Annotated in this window: 15 protein-coding genes; 2 read left to right on the forward strand and 13 right to left on the reverse strand. The window is 35.6% G+C overall.

Going from position 1 to position 16,498, the window contains the following annotated elements; translation table 11 throughout:
• Positions 1-101: 101 nt before the first annotated feature.
• On the reverse strand, positions 102-1,652 hold the full coding sequence (locus ACKC83_RS14415; protein WP_434037789.1) for an SDR family NAD(P)-dependent oxidoreductase: 1,551 nt from the start codon (positions 1,650-1,652) through the stop codon (positions 102-104).
• A 167-nt stretch (positions 1,653-1,819) separates the two neighbouring features.
• The gene (locus ACKC83_RS14420; protein WP_434036056.1) at positions 1,820-2,647 is read right to left on the reverse strand and encodes an FKBP-type peptidyl-prolyl cis-trans isomerase; all 828 of its coding nucleotides are present in this window, start codon (positions 2,645-2,647) and stop codon (positions 1,820-1,822) included.
• 233 nt (positions 2,648-2,880) lie between these two features.
• Here ACKC83_RS14420 and ACKC83_RS14425 point away from each other — a divergent pair, with 233 nt between their 5' ends.
• Complete coding sequence (locus tag ACKC83_RS14425; RefSeq protein WP_434036057.1) at positions 2,881-3,780, forward strand: EamA family transporter; 900 nt, start codon at positions 2,881-2,883, stop codon at positions 3,778-3,780.
• 159 nt (positions 3,781-3,939) lie between these two features.
• On the opposite strand, the gene ACKC83_RS14430 is transcribed toward ACKC83_RS14425, so the two are convergent.
• The 3 genes from ACKC83_RS14430 to ACKC83_RS14440 form a co-directional block, all read right to left on the reverse strand.
• Positions 3,940-5,358 (reverse strand): CotH kinase family protein, encoded by a 1,419-nt coding sequence (locus ACKC83_RS14430; protein WP_434036058.1) that lies wholly within the window; start codon positions 5,356-5,358, stop codon positions 3,940-3,942.
• A gap of 203 nt (positions 5,359-5,561) precedes the next feature.
• Positions 5,562-6,560: a metal-dependent hydrolase gene (locus tag ACKC83_RS14435; RefSeq protein ID WP_434036059.1), complete on the reverse strand. Its 999-nt coding sequence runs from the start codon at positions 6,558-6,560 to the stop codon at positions 5,562-5,564.
• A 128-nt stretch (positions 6,561-6,688) separates the two neighbouring features.
• Complete coding sequence (locus tag ACKC83_RS14440) at positions 6,689-6,952, reverse strand: hypothetical protein (protein ID WP_434036060.1); 264 nt, start codon at positions 6,950-6,952, stop codon at positions 6,689-6,691.
• A gap of 560 nt (positions 6,953-7,512) precedes the next feature.
• Here ACKC83_RS14440 and ACKC83_RS14445 point away from each other — a divergent pair.
• Positions 7,513-8,646, forward strand: a complete 1,134-nt coding sequence (locus tag ACKC83_RS14445; protein WP_434036061.1) for a tetratricopeptide repeat protein — start codon at positions 7,513-7,515, stop codon at positions 8,644-8,646.
• Positions 8,647-8,696: 50 nt separating this feature from the next.
• On the opposite strand, the gene ACKC83_RS14450 is transcribed toward ACKC83_RS14445, so the two are convergent.
• From ACKC83_RS14450 to ACKC83_RS14485, 8 genes are all read right to left on the reverse strand, one after another.
• Positions 8,697-9,497 carry a hypothetical protein gene (locus ACKC83_RS14450; protein WP_434036062.1) on the reverse strand — a complete coding sequence of 267 codons (801 nt, stop codon included), beginning with the start codon at positions 9,495-9,497 and terminating at the stop codon, positions 8,697-8,699.
• Positions 9,498-9,714: 217 nt separating this feature from the next.
• The gene (locus ACKC83_RS14455; RefSeq protein WP_434036063.1) at positions 9,715-10,458 is read right to left on the reverse strand and encodes a LytR/AlgR family response regulator transcription factor; all 744 of its coding nucleotides are present in this window, start codon (positions 10,456-10,458) and stop codon (positions 9,715-9,717) included.
• Between the two features lie 4 nt (positions 10,459-10,462).
• The gene (locus ACKC83_RS14460) at positions 10,463-11,242 is read right to left on the reverse strand and encodes a sensor histidine kinase (protein ID WP_434036064.1); all 780 of its coding nucleotides are present in this window, start codon (positions 11,240-11,242) and stop codon (positions 10,463-10,465) included.
• A 269-nt stretch (positions 11,243-11,511) separates the two neighbouring features.
• Positions 11,512-12,828 (reverse strand): YHYH protein, encoded by a 1,317-nt coding sequence (locus tag ACKC83_RS14465; RefSeq protein ID WP_434036065.1) that lies wholly within the window; start codon positions 12,826-12,828, stop codon positions 11,512-11,514.
• 7 nt (positions 12,829-12,835) lie between these two features.
• Entirely contained in the window at positions 12,836-13,432 is a 597-nt protein-coding gene (locus ACKC83_RS14470) for a YbhB/YbcL family Raf kinase inhibitor-like protein (protein ID WP_434036066.1), read from the reverse strand.
• Positions 13,433-13,467: 35 nt separating this feature from the next.
• Positions 13,468-14,478, reverse strand: coding sequence for a hypothetical protein (locus ACKC83_RS14475; RefSeq protein ID WP_434036067.1), 1,011 nt, complete (start codon positions 14,476-14,478; stop codon positions 13,468-13,470).
• A gap of 43 nt (positions 14,479-14,521) precedes the next feature.
• On the reverse strand, positions 14,522-15,742 hold the full coding sequence (locus tag ACKC83_RS14480; RefSeq protein WP_434036068.1) for an ABC transporter permease: 1,221 nt from the start codon (positions 15,740-15,742) through the stop codon (positions 14,522-14,524).
• Between the two features lie 2 nt (positions 15,743-15,744).
• Complete coding sequence (locus ACKC83_RS14485) at positions 15,745-16,491, reverse strand: ABC transporter ATP-binding protein (RefSeq protein WP_434036069.1); 747 nt, start codon at positions 16,489-16,491, stop codon at positions 15,745-15,747.
• Positions 16,492-16,498 lie beyond the last annotated feature (7 nt).

Consider the following 16,498-nt stretch of genomic DNA (forward strand, 5'->3'; position numbering starts at 1 on the left):
GGATTTAAAATAGTAAAAACGAAAGTTAACACTATTCAGACTATAATTAAACACAATGGTTTAATTACTTCCCTAATAATTACGCACTTAAATTACACGTCTTACCATTCGATAGGTCTGTAATCTTTAAGAAATTTACCACACCAATGTTTTCCTGTGTTAATTCCGTCTAATAGCGGATCCATTACACGGGCGGCGCCATCTACAATATCTAAAGGGGGTTGAAAATCGTATACCTCCTGTTTCATTCTTGCTAAAGCAGCAGGATCTTCGTCTGTTACCCAACCCGTGTCTACGGCATTCATAAAGATACCACTTTTAGCCAACTCCCCAGATGCTGTATGCGTTAGCATATTTAAAGCAGCCTTGGCCATGTTGGTATGCGGATGTCTGGACTCTTTGAACACACGATGAAATTTACCTTCCATAGCAGTCACGTTTATAATATGCTTCTGACCGGTATTTTCTTTTTTCATCATCTCGGCCAAGCGATTACATAGTACAAAGGGTGCTACAGCATTAACCAATTGTACTTCTATCATTTCTGTGGTTTCTATAGCTCCTAATTTTAAACGCCAACTGTTCGTTTTTCTTAAATCTACTTGCTGTAAATCCGCATCTAATTTCCCTTCAGGAAACACCTCTTCTGCCACTAACGAATTATCGAAACTATACGGAATTTGAGATAATTTTGCCGAGGCTCTCAATCCGATTCCAGGTTCAGGTCCGTGCCAAGTCACCGGCATATTTTTGTTTGAAGATGCGCCAGATGTTAATGATTTCAGCTCGTTTAAACACGTGGTATGATCTGATAATAAATCTTGAACCGTTTGAGGAAGCGTATCTATAGCTTGCTCTTCCTTCCCCATTAAATGCGCATAAAAACCAGCCGGCCGTCTTACGGTTTGTGCTGCATTATTGATTAAAATATCTAAGCGGTCATACTTTTGTTCGATGTAATTACAAAAAATTTCTACACTCGGTATGTGTCTTAAATCTAAGCCGTGGATATGCAAGCGATCTTTCCATGTGTTAAAATCGTCTTCTTTAGCAAACCGAATCGCAGAATCTACGGGAAAACGCGTTGTTGCCACTACGGTAGCTCCGCCTCTTAACAACATTAAAGTAATATGATAGCCAATTTTTAAACGAGAACCTGTGATTACAGCTACTTGCCCATTAACATCTGCCGTTTGAAAGCGTTTAGCATAATTAAAATCCCCACAATCGATGCACATGGTATCGTAAAAATGATGCATTTTGGTGAATGCTGTTTTACACACATAGCAATTTCTAGGTGTTTCTAGCTCTATGGTTTCCCTGTTTTCTAATTCTTGCGCAAGCAACAATTTAGGCGCCATAAAAATAGGTGTTTCACGCGCATTTCTAATACCTGTTTCTTTACGAGCGACACGATCTTGGACTTCCTTTTTACGCTTTGCATTTTTCTTAGCGTCTTTTTTTCGGCGTGCAAACTCTTCTCGACTAGGTCTTGAAAACGTCCCTGTCGCTTTAATTAAAGCAATTCTTTTATCCTTTGGAATATCGAAAATAAGATTGGTATCGGCATTTAATTGATCTAATACACGTAAACATTCGTCTATTTCCTTCTGAGACAATTGTCCCTGTTCACCTTCACTCTTGGCGTGCATAGTATATGATTTAGGCAACGAATATACTTTATATTTTTGGTATTCATGGATCCTCATTTAAACTTCGTTTTATAGTAACGTTTTAAGATGTTCTGTAAAATAAAGGCATAAAAAAAAGCTCATCTTAATCAGATGAGCTTTCAATATTTTGTTTTCTATAGAAGCGGTTAATTTACATCGACCAATTCTATATCGAATATAGTTACTGATCCCCCAGGAATCACAGAATAATCGTAACGACCATATCCTAATGCAGACGGAATTAATAATTTCATAGTTCCACCTTCATTTAATAATTGTAAACCCTCTTGCCAACCTTCTAAAATGTCTTCAATTTCTAAATTTAGGTTAGCACTTCTTTCAGCAAAGATTTCACCATCGGTAAAGTAACCCTCGTAATTCACTGTTACTGTAGACGTACTCGTTGGTCTTACACCTTCCCCTTGCTCTTCTATTACGTAATATAATCCAGATGCTGTACTCATAGCATTTAAATCATTTTCAGCTATATAGTCTTCAATTTCTTGTTTGTTTATTGCGTTATAATCGATAATCTCGATTTCGAATACTAAAACCGAACCTGCAGGTATTCCACCATAAGAATTACTTCCATAGGCCAAGTGTGCAGGAATAATTAACAAACCGCTACCTCCTTCGTTAAACATAGGAATTCCTTCTTGCCAACCTTCAATAACACCTTGTAAATTGAAACTCACAGCGCTTTCTGTATTTTCATCGAAAACGGTACCATCTGTAAAATAACCTTTATATTTCACGGTTACATCTGAAGTTGATGTAATTGCATCACCTTCTCCCACTTCGTCAATAACATAATACAATCCAGATTCTGTACTTTCTGCATCAATATTATTGGTTGCGATATACGATAAAATTTCCTCTTGGTTTTCAAGACTATAATCTTTGTTCGAATTTCCATCGTCTGAACTACAAGAGACGAAAAGCACTACTAAAAGTGCCATACATACTGACTTCATATTTATTTTTTTAGGTACGCAAAAATATGAAATTGAAGTTGCTACACAACATGATAAACGTTAAAAAACTTAACATTTTGGTAACAGAACGTCCATAGCATTTGTTATAAACTGCTATCTTCAATAGTAAGGAATTACTAGATGACTTTAAGTCCGGGTTATATTTTAAGGTTTTCCATAATTTTTAAAAGGAAACAAAAGCTAAAAATGTCTAAAAACCTATATTTGCCACCATGTGGATGTATTTAGGCTTACTATCGGCCGTATTTTTAGGATTACATAATTTATGTAAAAAACATGCCGTTCAAGGCAATGAAGTCTTTCCTGTACTTTTAGGAACAATAAGCTCTGGATTTTTATTGATTCTTCCGTTTTATTTGGGATCGCAATTTGCGCCAGACTATATGCGTGATTTAGGTTTTTATATTGAAGATATTCCGTTAAAAACACATGGGTTTATTTTTATAAAGTCGGCTATTATGGCGACGTCATGGGTTTTAGCGTATCAGGCTTTAAAACATTTACCAATTACGATAGTGACACCAATACGCTCGGCGGGCCCCTTTTTTACGTTTATTGGGGCTATATTTATTTATCAGGAACGCCCGAGTCCTTTGCAGTGGATTGGCTTTGTATTGATTATTGGTTCGGTTATTTTGTATTCGCGAATTGGAAAAAAAGAAGGGATAGTATTTACTCGCAACAAATGGATCTTAGCCATTATTGTAGCCACTTTTTTAGGGGCCTCTAGTGGCTTATACGATAAGTTTCTAATACAGAGTTTAGCCTTGACACCACAAACACTACAATTTTGGTTTTGTTTTTATACGGTTTTAATTTTACTCGTGATTATGGCTGTAATTTGGTTTCCGAAGGTAGAAAAACGACGAGCTTTTACTTGGCGGTGGTCTATTCCTGCTGTTGGTGTATTATTACAAACCGCAGATTATTTCTATTTTAAAGCCTTACAAGATCCCGAAGCTTTAATCATGTTATTATCGGCTATAAAACGGAGTCAGATTATAATCGCAGTGGTTATTGGTGGCTTGATCTTTAAAGAACAAAATAAACGTAAAAAATTAGTGCCTTTAACCGGGATTATGCTTGGTGTATTCTTAATACTGTATTCGTAGTAAAAACATCTATTCCCGAATTTAAACGCTATAATTAGATCTGATTATAATTAAGTTTTTAACTTGTACTTTGCTATAACAAATGAAAACCTAACATAATAAAAAGCCAGCTATTCTTACAACAGCTGGCTTTTATATTTATATGGGTGTAATCGTTATCTAATTATTTAAATAAGAGGTCGCTGTTGAAGTACGTTCCAGCACATGATTCTTTAATTCGTTTACCGCTGTTTGGAAATCGTAGCTTGAATTTAAAAAGCTATAACCAGAGATTTCTGTAGTGGCGTAAGGTTCTATTAAAGCACTATAAGTCGCATATTTGGCTTGAATTGTAGAGCTATTAAACGCATTATCTATAGTCTCTTGTACATAGGCATCGTATTGCGCTTTGTAGGTGTCATCGGCATATAAATAGCCTATTAATGGCCATTCAGTACTAGATACATTTGAGAAATCTATAGACACTGCTCCTTGACCGTTACCACGTTGTAAAGCTTCGTTATTATCCCAAGGAATCCATGATAAACGTTCTGTATCCGGATTATTATACAAGAAGTAATTATGCGTCATGCGTCCGTAAGTATCCCAATTCTGAATCACTGTATTTACAGCTAAGTATTTTAGGAAGGTATCGGTATCTAAAATAGATTCCAATTCCGAGCGCCAAGCTTCTGGATCGGTTGTTCTGTTTGAGGCATGTAAGGCCGTAAATAAATCTTGAATATCTGTAAAGTCTGCATCGTCTTCATTAGTTTTCTTAACAAATACATCTTCAGAAAAAGTTCCCGATGCAAAACTAGCACCATCGCCATCCGGTTTATATAAATTTCCATCGTTATCTGAGAATTGCGTATCGATTACGGTATCATCCACTTCTTCTACCAAAGTATACACTCCAAAATATTCTGGTCCGTCACCATGATCTACATAAACGGTATAAAAAGCGGTATGGGACACCGCCAATCCTGCATCTCTAAATACATCTGCCGCAACTTTTTCGCGCAACATGGATTTGTCGTTATAGTTATTTTTTAGACTTAACTTCTTAAAGCCATAAAAGCGCTGATTATCGATTTGCGGATATTCGTCTTCAAATTCATCGAAATCCAATTTAAACGAAAGTTTTAATATTCCGGAAGACCAGCTCGATTGTAAACTCGAGTTTCCCTTAAAGCGGATACCTACGCGATACCACTCCTTACCTTCGTAAAACACTTCTCCAGGAACAAAAATTGGGTCTTCGTCTATATCTACCAAACCGTTTCCTCCAGATTGCGATCCAAATGTGCCGTATAAGGTAGTCATGTTTGTTAACATACTGTTCCATCGATCTTCAGTGATAACGATGTCTAAACGTTTTACTGCTTCATCTTCAAAAACTTCATCAAAATCAGGATCGGCATCTTTACTATGTGTTTCTGTGGTCCAGTCCGTGGCTTCAAAATCGGTATCGTCAAATTCAACTACATCACTTTCTTCTGTAGTGGTTTCGTCTGTTATTGTTGTATCGTCATCTGCACAAGAATACATCACGACTAATTGGATGGCTATAAAGCAAATTATACTTACTTTTTTCATTGTAATTCGTTTAAAAGTTCTTAATATCAGGTAAATTTCAGCAAAATAATACTGTCATTTCCTGGTATTAAGCGAAGTCCAGTTACTTTTAAGTGAATGCCGGATTTTATAGGTTAAAAGAAGTTAATGGTGTAGTAAATACACATGAAAACAGTTGGATTACTAATGAAATTGCTTAAATCATTAGACTATACAACGCGTTTTTAATTTCCCTTTACACGCGTCCATAATTCGCCTAATAGCTGTTTGGCGTCGTTACGATCTTTAGGTGTTTCTTCAAATTGAATGTGCCCTTGTTTATCTTTTTGGATTTTGTACTGAAACACAAAATTTGTCGCATCGGGATTCATGCTTAAAGTTCCGAATCTTAAATCGTTAAAAAACAAATCGTCATCCTGTTTAGTAATGGTGTACCAGCCTTTAGAAATTTTAATCATACGTCTCATTTTTTCGTTATCGGCGATATTTGCGATATATTCATGATGTTTAGGGTACCTGTGAAACGTTATAGGCTTTGAATCGAAAAAGGAATAATGTCCAACCAAATAGGCGTCTTTGGTATCTACATTTGCTGTCCATAGCACAGTATTTAAGGGCGACGGACGCGTATCTAAATCTGAGTACGAAATGTTTTGCTGTTCTAAGGCATCTTCAAATTTAGTGAATGCCACACCTTTTAGAATAAGTGTTAGTAGTAAATAAACGGAACTTAAAATAAGTCCCCAAGTATTGAATTGTCGCCGTTTTTTAGAGCTACGCTTTTGAAACATGGTCATGATTAAAAACACCAAAAATGGCACTGTATACAAGGGATCGATTACAAATATAGATTTATAAGCGACGCGTAAATCTAATGGCCAAAACAATTGCGTGCCCCAGGTGGTGTGTGCATCTAAAAGCGGGTGGGTAACAAAAGCCAGGAAAAATAACCAAGACCACCCTTTTACATTTTTATAACGTTCGTATCGGGAAACGAGCCAACCATATACAGGCGCAAATACCACAGAAAATAAAATAGAGTGCGTGAATCCACGATGAATTTCTAGAGCACTTACAGTATCTGTAACATGAGATGCCATAACATCTAGATCGGGAATTGTGCCGGCAATGGCTCCATAAATCATGGCTTTATTTCCAATTTTTCTACCCAGTACAGCTTCTCCAACTGCGGCTCCTAAAACGATTTGTGTAAGTGAATCCATATGATTGCAAACTTAATTCAAGTTCGGGATATCACCATAAATATTAACTAATTAATGTCTTGTTTGTTCGGTGTAATACATCATACAGCGGAATCTGTTAATCGCCTATGTTGTATGCCGCGATGATATTAATCTATAGATAATTCTTCTTTTTGAAAGACCACAAAGCCTATAATATTCAATAAAAAGAATGTATAACCAAAATAGATTAAAGCCGATATAAATGGAATGGTTGCACTATCTATTATATATACCAATAATAAAACAATGGCAATCCATAATTGATTACACCAGAATGCATATTTGGTTAGTTTATAAAAACCGTATAGTAATCCGATGCCCAAAAGGATAACTAAAACATAGATCTCGACTATATGGTTCATATTATTCATGATTTGAATTATTAATAGATAATAAATCAAATGTCTTTTTTAAGCAGAGCTGCTCACTAATTGAAAGGTTTTTCTTTTTCATAATAACAAGTAGATTAGATTTGTATAAGGGTATGACTATAAAAAATTAAGTTTTTTTAATCTTTATGACCATGTTCAAATTTGGATAAGATTGAGAAATAAAACAAGATTTCGTAAGGTAGTTAGCGAGTAGTTTTAGTGTAAATCGCTAAAAACCAGTCACTACCCACCGGGTAGTTAATATATAAAACGCTAATAAACAAAGTGTTAGCGCCATTACCACGCTTCAATGCAATATTCAAGTCATCCGAACAACAAATAACGAATACGCTAAAGTTTAAAATAAAATACCTCAAAAGACCTGAAGACTACAGTTTTAACCCCATTTATGCGTCAAAAAAATAATTGCTTATTAAACAGAACGTCCTATATTTGTCCTAGCTATACCTAAATCTATTACTTTGTTACGTAACCTCATTCTTATTCTTTTTCTATTGCTTTTTAGTTTTAGTAGAAGTAATACTATAATCAGTATCCAAGTGGATAATGATAAGCCTACTTTGGAGGATAATACGGAGAATGAGAATAAAATAAAAAAGCTAGAAAGTATTATCCACAATACAGCATCTTCGCCTTACGATATCTGTCGAGCCTACTATCAAAAATATTTAATTTATAAGGAATTATATAATTACGATCAAGCTATAGAAAATTTAGATTTAGCTTTAGAATTCGGATTGTTAACCGATAAAAAAGAACAAATAGTAATACAATATAAAATTGAAAAGCTATTAGTTCATTTTGACTTATTGGAATATGATAAAGTTTCGGAAACCTTGGCAAAAATAAAAGACGAGGATTTAAAATCTCTTAATCCCACTTCCCTATCTTTTTATTGGATGGTTGTAGCACGAATGGAGATTCGAAAAGGTAATACAGATGAAGCTGACGCTTATTTAAATCAAGCGTTAGACGTTCTTTTAGAACATGACCCCAGACAAGTACCTCTGGTATATCGTAAGAAAATAGAGCTATATAAAAGTCTAGGGCAACATGAAAAAGTCATTGAAAGTTTTGAAACAGGCTTAGCTTACGCAAAAAAATACGAAGTTGAAGCTTATGTTCTGGGGCTATATGACGACATGACCTATTACTATTCTGAAATTGGTGATGTTAAAAATCCGCAATATGCCGAAGCCGTACAGCAGGTAAAAAAACTTTCTACGGCACACGATGGTACCAATAGAAGTGGGAAATTATTAAGAGTTGAAAAAGAACTTTTAGAGAAACGTAAAGCGCAAGAAGCTGCTGAAGAAAAACGCAATCAAAATTTACTAATCTTTCTCGTTGGTACACTTATCATTCTTCTTTTTCTATCCTTTTTCTTTTATAAAGCGGCTAAGCAGAAACGGATTTTAGCAGAGCAAGAAATGGATAGTATGCGTAATGCATTAGAGCGAGTTACACAAGAGTTAAATGAATCTGGACAAACTAAATTAGATTTAAACACCTATACGTTAACCGAAAGACAACTTCAGATTATTGACCTAGTAAAACAAGGGAAATCGAATAAAGAAATTGGGGAAGATTTATTTATTTCGGTAAATACGGTGAAATACCATTTAAAAATTATTTACGAGACCTTGCATATTAGTAATCGTTCAGAACTGTAATAACTAACTTTTGATCACTTTTACGAAGCACATTTTACACCACGTCTAGTTTACATATGTGCTTCAAACCAAAAATCGATGCCTTGGGGTGCTTTTTCAGAATTCCCTCCAGGTCTTTGTCCGCCGTCACGAGAACCACCTCTGTTGCCTCCACGACCTCCGGAACCACCTTGACCATTACCTCTACCGCCACCACCACGAGAACTCATGCTAGAGTTTAAACCTTCCGAGCCTTCTCCTCTTTTGGATTTATCTGGTTTAGCTGTTTGCACACCAATCATTAACTTTGAAAGATCGATTTTAGATTTCTCCTTAATTTGACGCTCTGGAATCGTTAATTGATACGTTAAGAGGTTCGCTTCTTGATTATAAGAATATGTTGCCGCAATGCCCATGCCATTTAAGAGTACGTTAAAATTTTCGTTAGAATCATGGAACTTAAGTCGCGCCTCTTCAGGAAAATCTGTAGTGATTAAGGTATATATTTGTGCTTTCATCTGATTTATTTCAGCTTCCGTTTGAAATCCAGCATCTCTCCTATCTTCTCGGTTACCTTCAGGTTTCATCGAGATACCAACAGGCTGAATAGGATATGTTACCGACACATCTTCTTTTTCTTTCCCCTTTAAATCAAAAAACACAGTAACGCCGTGTCTTAACATAGACAGTATTGTTTTATTATCGAGCGTCGTTAATTGCACCACAATGTTTCCTTTATTTTGAGTGACTATATAAGCGACTTGCTCGCTAGATCCAAAAATGGTATCAGAGATTACAACATCATCTTCTGAATAGGCCATAGCAGAAAATGTATATAAACTTAAAATAATTAAACACACAATAGATTTCATAATACTATAAATAAGAATTTTAAAGGTTAAAAGTATTGGGATTCTTCCGGATCTAAAAATTCTTTAGACAAACACGAGAAATTCTACTATGACTTTATAGAATTTGGAGACATAATTTATGAAACCCTAATAAACTAAAACCTAGAATACGATTGTAAAAACACGCTTATAAGTAAATAAGTAATACACCTATTTAGGAACACGTATATTAGATCAATTAATTATTAAGTGAATTCTGATTGATATACTCTAGAAATTTTGGTTTGTATTGTTCGGAAACTGTGATGCGCTGATTATTGATTATAATCTGACTTCGCTCTACAACTTCTATATTTTTTAAAGACACAATAAAAGACCGATGCACGCGCATAAAGTCCGTTTTATGAAGTTCTTCTTCTAACGACTTTAAACTCATTATTGTTAATACCGCCTTAGGATTATCTTTTAACCAAATCTTGATATAATCTTTTAAGCCTTCAAAATACAACACATCGGCTAATTTAATACGTAATTGTTTGTATTCGGACTTTACAAAAAGAAATTCTTTTTCTTCAGAAACCGCATTTGAAGCTTTGGAATTGTTCCCTTTTACCAAATCGAACCAAGCTTTGGCTTTATTGGTGGCAGTCAGAAATTCGGCATAATCGAATGGTTTCAATAAATAGTCTATAGCCTCGACTTTAAAGCCTTCCAACGCATACTCATCGAAAGCAGTGGTAAAGATTACACGTGTCTCTTTTGGTAACATTTTAGAAAACTCTAACCCCGATAAATCTGGCATTTGTATGTCTAGAAACAGTAAATCAACCGATTCAGAATTTACAAACTCTAATGCTTCAATCGCACTACTACACTTTTTCTTGAGATTTAAGAAAGGTGTTTTCTCTACATAACTTTCTACTAGATTTAAAGCCATAGGCTCGTCATCAACAATAATACAATTCAGTTTTAAAGTGTTCATAGATTTATGTTTCTATTTGTAAATGTACTAAAAATCGACCTTCAACAATTTCCGTTTTAAACATGTATTTATTCGGATATAACAAATCTAAGCGCTTTTTTAGGTTTTGTAGCCCAATACCCGAACCACTTTTATCATCGGTTTGCTTAGGGAAATTCGCATTTTCAATTTTAAACTGTACCGTACGGCCTTCTGTAGACAAATTGATTTTAATATCACTGTCTTTATTCGCCGACACGCCATGTTTAAAGGCATTTTCAATTAAAGATATAAACAAAAGTGGCGCGATTTTTATGGACGTAACTTCTGAAGGAAATTGAGAAATTACCTGGGTTTTATCTGAGATACGCAATTTCATAAGTTCCAGATATTTCTTCATAAAATCGATTTCTTTAGATAAAGGCACCTCTTCAATATTCGTTTCGTACAACAAATACCTCATCAATTTACTTAAACTGTGGATGGTAGATTTTGCTTGCTCAGGTGAAATATCGACTAAAGAATAAATATTATTTAGCGAATTGAAAAAGAAATGAGGTTGTAACTGATATCGTAAATGCTGTAATTCGGAATGTAACTTTACATTGGCAGCGTCCTTACGTTCGTTTTCGGCAGTTTCCCAACGTTTTGTTGTTTTTAGAGCAATAGAAAACAATATGGGCGCCACATATGACAACATTTGCATATAAATAAACATTCTTAGCGGTGGCTTATTTGCGGAATCTCCGACCTCTTTACGCTTTAAACCTTCAAAAAATGTAGCTTCTATTTGTTCCTTTAACATTAAAAAGACAATTATAAGTATAAGGTTTACAAGAATAAATTGAACAGTTTTTTTATTGAATAAAAATTTATCGATAACTATAAAATAATTGACATAAAAAATCATAGTATAAAACGCTACTGGTACCCAATAGTGTGCTATGATTCTATTTATATCTTGCTCTTGCCCGTACGATAAAAAATATGGCAGACTAAATAATACCAGCCAAATTAGAATGTGGGAGAAGATTACAATGTTTTTATTTTTATGCATTACGTTTATTCTTTTTTCTATCTTTTATATTCAGAATTTGTAATGGTTCCGTTTGGATTTATAAATTCATATTTATACGTTCCGGACGTATCCCATCCATAATTTATAGTATATAAAGCAGATTCCAACTCATAAGTTAAACTATACTGATTGGGTTCAGGGTTCTTAAAATCAATAATTTTAGCACCACGTAACGGTTGTAAATCTGGTCGCACACCTTTTGTTTTTGCTTGTGGCATGATTTCGTTTTCAGGCGCTTGAGTTCTGGGATTAATTTCAACTTTACCCTTCATTGATGCAATTAAGTACGGATAGTCTTTTACAGCGTCATATTGATAGGTGCTATCTGACGTAAAACGTCCAAGACTTTCATCTAACGTCTCATTTGTTTCGCCATATACTGGAAAACCATCCAGAGCATAGGCAATGGGTTTACCTTGACCTACTTTAGCCTGCAAGTGCGTTGGTGGCAAATGGTAATGATAGTCGTCTGCCCTACCACAATGTCCGCCCCATTGGTCTAATTCTCCAATGGCATTTGCATCTTCACCTCGATTGTTTAACGGATTAAAAATCGGTATTCCATTCGCGGCAATAGCAATGGCGCCTTTCATAAAATTAGCTTTGGTAGACAACGGGTTTTCAGCCAATTCTGGTTGCAACGGAATCTCCCACGCATTAGTGCCCGAATAATCGTGCTTAATAGGAACCTGCTGTTGCCAATTGGTTATACCTGTCATCATTTCGTGTTCTGGTATGCCGTTGGACTCTATGTAGAAATATTTGTTGTCGAAACGTGTATTCACGTTATCAAAAACACCAAAAATAGACGTTAAATAAGACACATCATTTTTCGCCATTACAATGCCTTTAGAAGTACTAGTTGTTTTACATCCCGCAATAATAAAAGCAACTCCAATGATGCTAAAAGCCACTATTTTAGAGTCTTGTTTTTGTCTATATCTAAAGCATGAAAATAATACCCAGGCTACACCTAAATATATAAAAAGATTAGTGTACGGTATAGAAACCAAAGATTGCGTTGGCTCTGATTGCGTTGGCTCTGAAATGTTTTTATTGCTAATCCACGTGCTCGTATTCAATATGTATTGTTGCTCTTCCGTTGTAAATTCTGAAATATCGAAAAACACAACCTTGTGATGCTCATTCATGAGATACACAGTTTCGTCTATGCGTTCAATAAATTCACCCTTTAAGTTCTTTTCACCATTTGTAAAATGCCAAATTTTGGTGGCTAAACCGTGTCCGCATTCGTGAGCAAAAGCTTGAAGACATACAAATAGGATGGTTATAAGGGTTATATATTTTTTCATGAACAAATTAATTAGAAGCTATAAAATTTAAAGTGGTTCTATCAATCACGATATCTTCAGGAATAGCTTTCATAAATGTATTTAAATCAACATCTAGTGTATTAGCTTTTGGAAGCTTTGGCGTTTCAGACAATGCGAACAGCGCAATGGTATACTCATGTTTTCCTGGTCCACGAGAACAAGGTGATGTATACGAAATAGCAGTTCCGTCTTTATTTGGTCCCATATACCAATTCGGATTATTTGCCATTTTATACGCAATTTCGGAAACCGATGGATTAATTCCCCATAAAAGCAAATACGAATTTATTTCGGATGTATCCTCTTTATGCGGATAGTGATACATGACTACAGCTAAAGATTTTGTGCCTTCAGGAACGTTAGACCAAGATAGTGGAATGGAATTTTCTACATCATCTACTTTCTCTTCACATTTATAAGCATCTAATAATTCGCCATCGTCTACAGCTTTGCTAGTCAATTTAAAATTAGGATGGATGGTTTTAAAATCATCGTAAATATAAATTGAAGTATCCTTGTTGGCACAAGACGTAGCTAAACATAAAACCAGTAGAGCTATTCCAAATACTGTTTTCGTCTTCATGTTAGAATGCGTTTTATTATAAATTAAGGTCATCATTAGTTAACCGTATAACGGACTAAAACTTCATTGTCTAAAACCACATTCGTAGACCAAATAAACTCAGCATCATGTTCTGCATCGTCAAAAAGCGAGGTGAAATTGGTATACGACGGTTTATTATCTACCCCAATAGTTTCGTTATTAAATGTTGAAGCATTTGGCCAATTAGAATCATCGAAATCCGTATTCATCCACGCATTTGGTAATTCCCAATGTAAGGCATAAAACCCCGTTCCATCTTGACCACCACCGGTGTCGCAATTTTCAGAATATCGGTAGTTTCCATCTTCAGAAACACAACTTAAATCCTTAATTGGTGACGTATAAAATGTCTGTGCTTTCCAAGTTTTATTCGTGGTAGCCACAATATTATTTTGTTCATCTTTAATAACAGCAACCATACCGCCATCTCCTGAATGAAAGGACTTACCTCTATTCGCTTCGGAACCTACACCAAGATGTTCTTCCCAATCTACTAATTTCATGGCAATGGTAAAAGGCTTCTCTACTTTAAACTTTACGATACTAGAATTAAACTGCGTAAATGGCACTTTATCTTTTCCTACAGGCACACCATTTACATACATTTCAAAATAGTTATCTGCAAATATAAAGGCGGTGAATACTTCGCCGTCTTCATCTATTTCAACGGTTTTAGAAACGTCGAAATGAGATAAGGATTCGTCTACACTTTCATAAGTATTCCCTTCACAAGAATTAAACAAATCTTCTGAAAACGGAAAGTCATCATTCATATAATGTGTTGATGCTGGCACCGTCCATGTTTTACCATCGGTGGAGGTAATTTCTCCAACATCGGTTTTTCGTCCGCGTTCGCACGAATAAATATCTTCAGCAGTCGTGGTCGCAATGCCTTGTGTCACCCTTGCCGTGCCGTTGTATTTAAAATCTTCTGAACGACTTGCTATTTCTTTAGATTTTGATTTGTTATCGGCACAACCCAACATTAGGAGTGCCACAATAACTAAACTGAATATATGTTTCATAAGCGTAATATTTTGTATTTGGTGTAACCGGTAAAATGCGATTCTATTCGTAACGCAATGCAGTAATCGGGTCTAAAGCTGATGCTTTTCTTGCAGGATACCATCCGAAAAAGATACCTGTTACGGCACAAACTGCAAAGGATATAATTATAGAATACATAGCCACACTTGTAGGCCAATGTAAGAATTTTTCAATAAACACGGTTGCTCCTAGTCCTAAGATTACACCTAAAACCCCTCCGGTAATACTAATTAAAATGGCTTCGATTAAAAATTGCATTAAAATATCCGAGCCTTTTCCGCCAACGGCCATACGCAACCCAATTTCTTTGGTCCGTTCTTTTACCGAAACGTACATAATGTTCATAATTCCGATTCCTCCAATCAATAATGAAATCCCTGCAACTGCCACTAAAAGTACGGTTAACATATCACTAGTTGAACTAAAGGTAGTGATTAATTCTTCCATGGAACGCACGTGAAAATCATCGTCTTCATTAGTCGTTAACTTATGTTGAGACCTCAAAATAGCCGTGACTTCTGTTACCGCTTGTGGCGCATCTTCCTCACTTATGGCAGACGCTACAATTTCGTTTAAATGATCGATTGCTAAGATTCGTTTTTGAACCGTTGTATATGGTGCTATAACCACATCGTCCTGATCTTGACCAAAAGTATTGGTTCCTTTCTCTTCTAAAACACCAATAATTTTAAACGGAATACTATTAAAACGTATCATTTTACCAACGGGATCTTCACCGTCAGGAAATATATTGTCTACTACAGTTTGCCCAATAACAGCGACTTTTGCCGCGGATTGTACTTCTGTATTGGTAAACATACTTCCACTTTTTAATCCCACAACTTTAATGTCTAGATACTCCGGATTAACGCCATAAATTGAGGATGGCCAGTTATTAGACCCGTTAATAACTTGTCCGCCACCATTCACTAACGGAGATATATAATTCAAGGTGGTAGCCTGTTCTTTAATCGCCAAGTAATCTTTAAGCGTTAAGGTTTCCATGGCACTTGGATCTTGTCTTACCCCACCACGATTATCGGATCCCGGTTTTACATTTATCATATTCGATCCCATGGCAGAAATTGTCGTTCTAATACTTTCTTTAGAACCTTCTCCAATGGCTAACATAGCAATAACCGAAGCCACACCAATTATAATACCCAGCATGGTTAATAAGGTTCTCACTTTGTTTAGAACAATAGCCTTATATGCGATTTTTAATAGATTTAATAGTCTCATAATTAATGATCTTCTTTAGGTAATTTTGCTAATTCTGACGCGGCAGATAAAATGCTATCATTTTTTTCGTCTTTTATAACATGACCATCCTTTAAAACAATGGTTCTGCTACTAAACATAGCGATATCGGGTTCGTGAGTTACGAAGGTTATTGTTATGCCTTGCGTTCTATTTAATTCTTGAAATAAAGACATGATCTCGTAAGAGGTACGTGTATCTAGATTTCCTGTAGCTTCATCGGCTAGAATCATTACAGGGTTATTTACAAGCGCTCTTGCAATGGCCACACGCTGTTGTTGTCCTCCAGAAAGTTGCGATGGTGTATGGTGTAAACGTTCACCTAAGCCGACCATTTCGAGTGCTTTTATAGCACGTTCACGGCGTTCGCTATTCGACACTTTACTGTTGTATAATAGAGGTAATTCTACGTTTTCTATAGCCGAAGTACGCGCTAATAAGTTATACGATTGAAAAATAAAACCAATTTTCTCGTTTCGAATCGTGGCCAATTCATTTCTAGACAGGTCCTTTACTCTTACGCTATCAATTTCGTAGCCTCCAGAGGTTGGCTGATCTAAACAGCCTAAAATATTTAGCATCGTACTTTTTCCCGATCCACTAGATCCCATTATAGTCACAAACTCCCCTTCTTTAATGGTAAATGAAATTCCTTTTAAAGCATGAACCGTTTCGTTTCCCATGGTAAACTCACGCTTTAAATCTTCAATTTTTATGATGTCTTTTGTCATGATGCTT

Origin of the sequence: Formosa bonchosmolovskayae, from assembly GCF_051016085.1 — a bacterium.
Classification (GTDB): Bacteria; Bacteroidota; Bacteroidia; order Flavobacteriales; family Flavobacteriaceae; genus Formosa.

What these genes read in the sequence shown, in the direction of transcription:
- ACKC83_RS14440 (WP_434036060.1), bottom strand. Translation starts at nt 6,952, where the DNA reads ATGAATAATATGAACCATATAGTCGAGATCTATGTTTTAGTTATCCTT.
- ACKC83_RS14430 (WP_434036058.1), bottom strand. Translation starts at nt 5,358, where the DNA reads ATGAAAAAAGTAAGTATAATTTGCTTTATAGCCATCCAATTAGTCGTG.
- ACKC83_RS14425 (WP_434036057.1), top strand. Translation starts at nt 2,881, where the DNA reads ATGTGGATGTATTTAGGCTTACTATCGGCCGTATTTTTAGGATTACAT.
- ACKC83_RS14420 (WP_434036056.1), bottom strand. Translation starts at nt 2,647, where the DNA reads ATGAAGTCAGTATGTATGGCACTTTTAGTAGTGCTTTTCGTCTCTTGT.
- ACKC83_RS14450 (WP_434036062.1), bottom strand. Translation starts at nt 9,497, where the DNA reads ATGAAATCTATTGTGTGTTTAATTATTTTAAGTTTATATACATTTTCT.
- ACKC83_RS14435 (WP_434036059.1), bottom strand. Translation starts at nt 6,560, where the DNA reads ATGGATTCACTTACACAAATCGTTTTAGGAGCCGCAGTTGGAGAAGCT.
- ACKC83_RS14480 (WP_434036068.1), bottom strand. Translation starts at nt 15,742, where the DNA reads ATGAGACTATTAAATCTATTAAAAATCGCATATAAGGCTATTGTTCTA.
- ACKC83_RS14465 (WP_434036065.1), bottom strand. Translation starts at nt 12,828, where the DNA reads ATGAAAAAATATATAACCCTTATAACCATCCTATTTGTATGTCTTCAA.
- ACKC83_RS14475 (WP_434036067.1), bottom strand. Translation starts at nt 14,478, where the DNA reads ATGAAACATATATTCAGTTTAGTTATTGTGGCACTCCTAATGTTGGGT.
- ACKC83_RS14455 (WP_434036063.1), bottom strand. Translation starts at nt 10,458, where the DNA reads ATGAACACTTTAAAACTGAATTGTATTATTGTTGATGACGAGCCTATG.
- ACKC83_RS14460 (WP_434036064.1), bottom strand. Translation starts at nt 11,242, where the DNA reads ATGTTAAAGGAACAAATAGAAGCTACATTTTTTGAAGGTTTAAAGCGT.
- ACKC83_RS14470 (WP_434036066.1), bottom strand. Translation starts at nt 13,432, where the DNA reads ATGAAGACGAAAACAGTATTTGGAATAGCTCTACTGGTTTTATGTTTA.
- ACKC83_RS14415 (WP_434037789.1), bottom strand. Translation starts at nt 1,652, where the DNA reads ATGCACGCCAAGAGTGAAGGTGAACAGGGACAATTGTCTCAGAAGGAA.
- ACKC83_RS14485 (WP_434036069.1), bottom strand. Translation starts at nt 16,491, where the DNA reads ATGACAAAAGACATCATAAAAATTGAAGATTTAAAGCGTGAGTTTACC.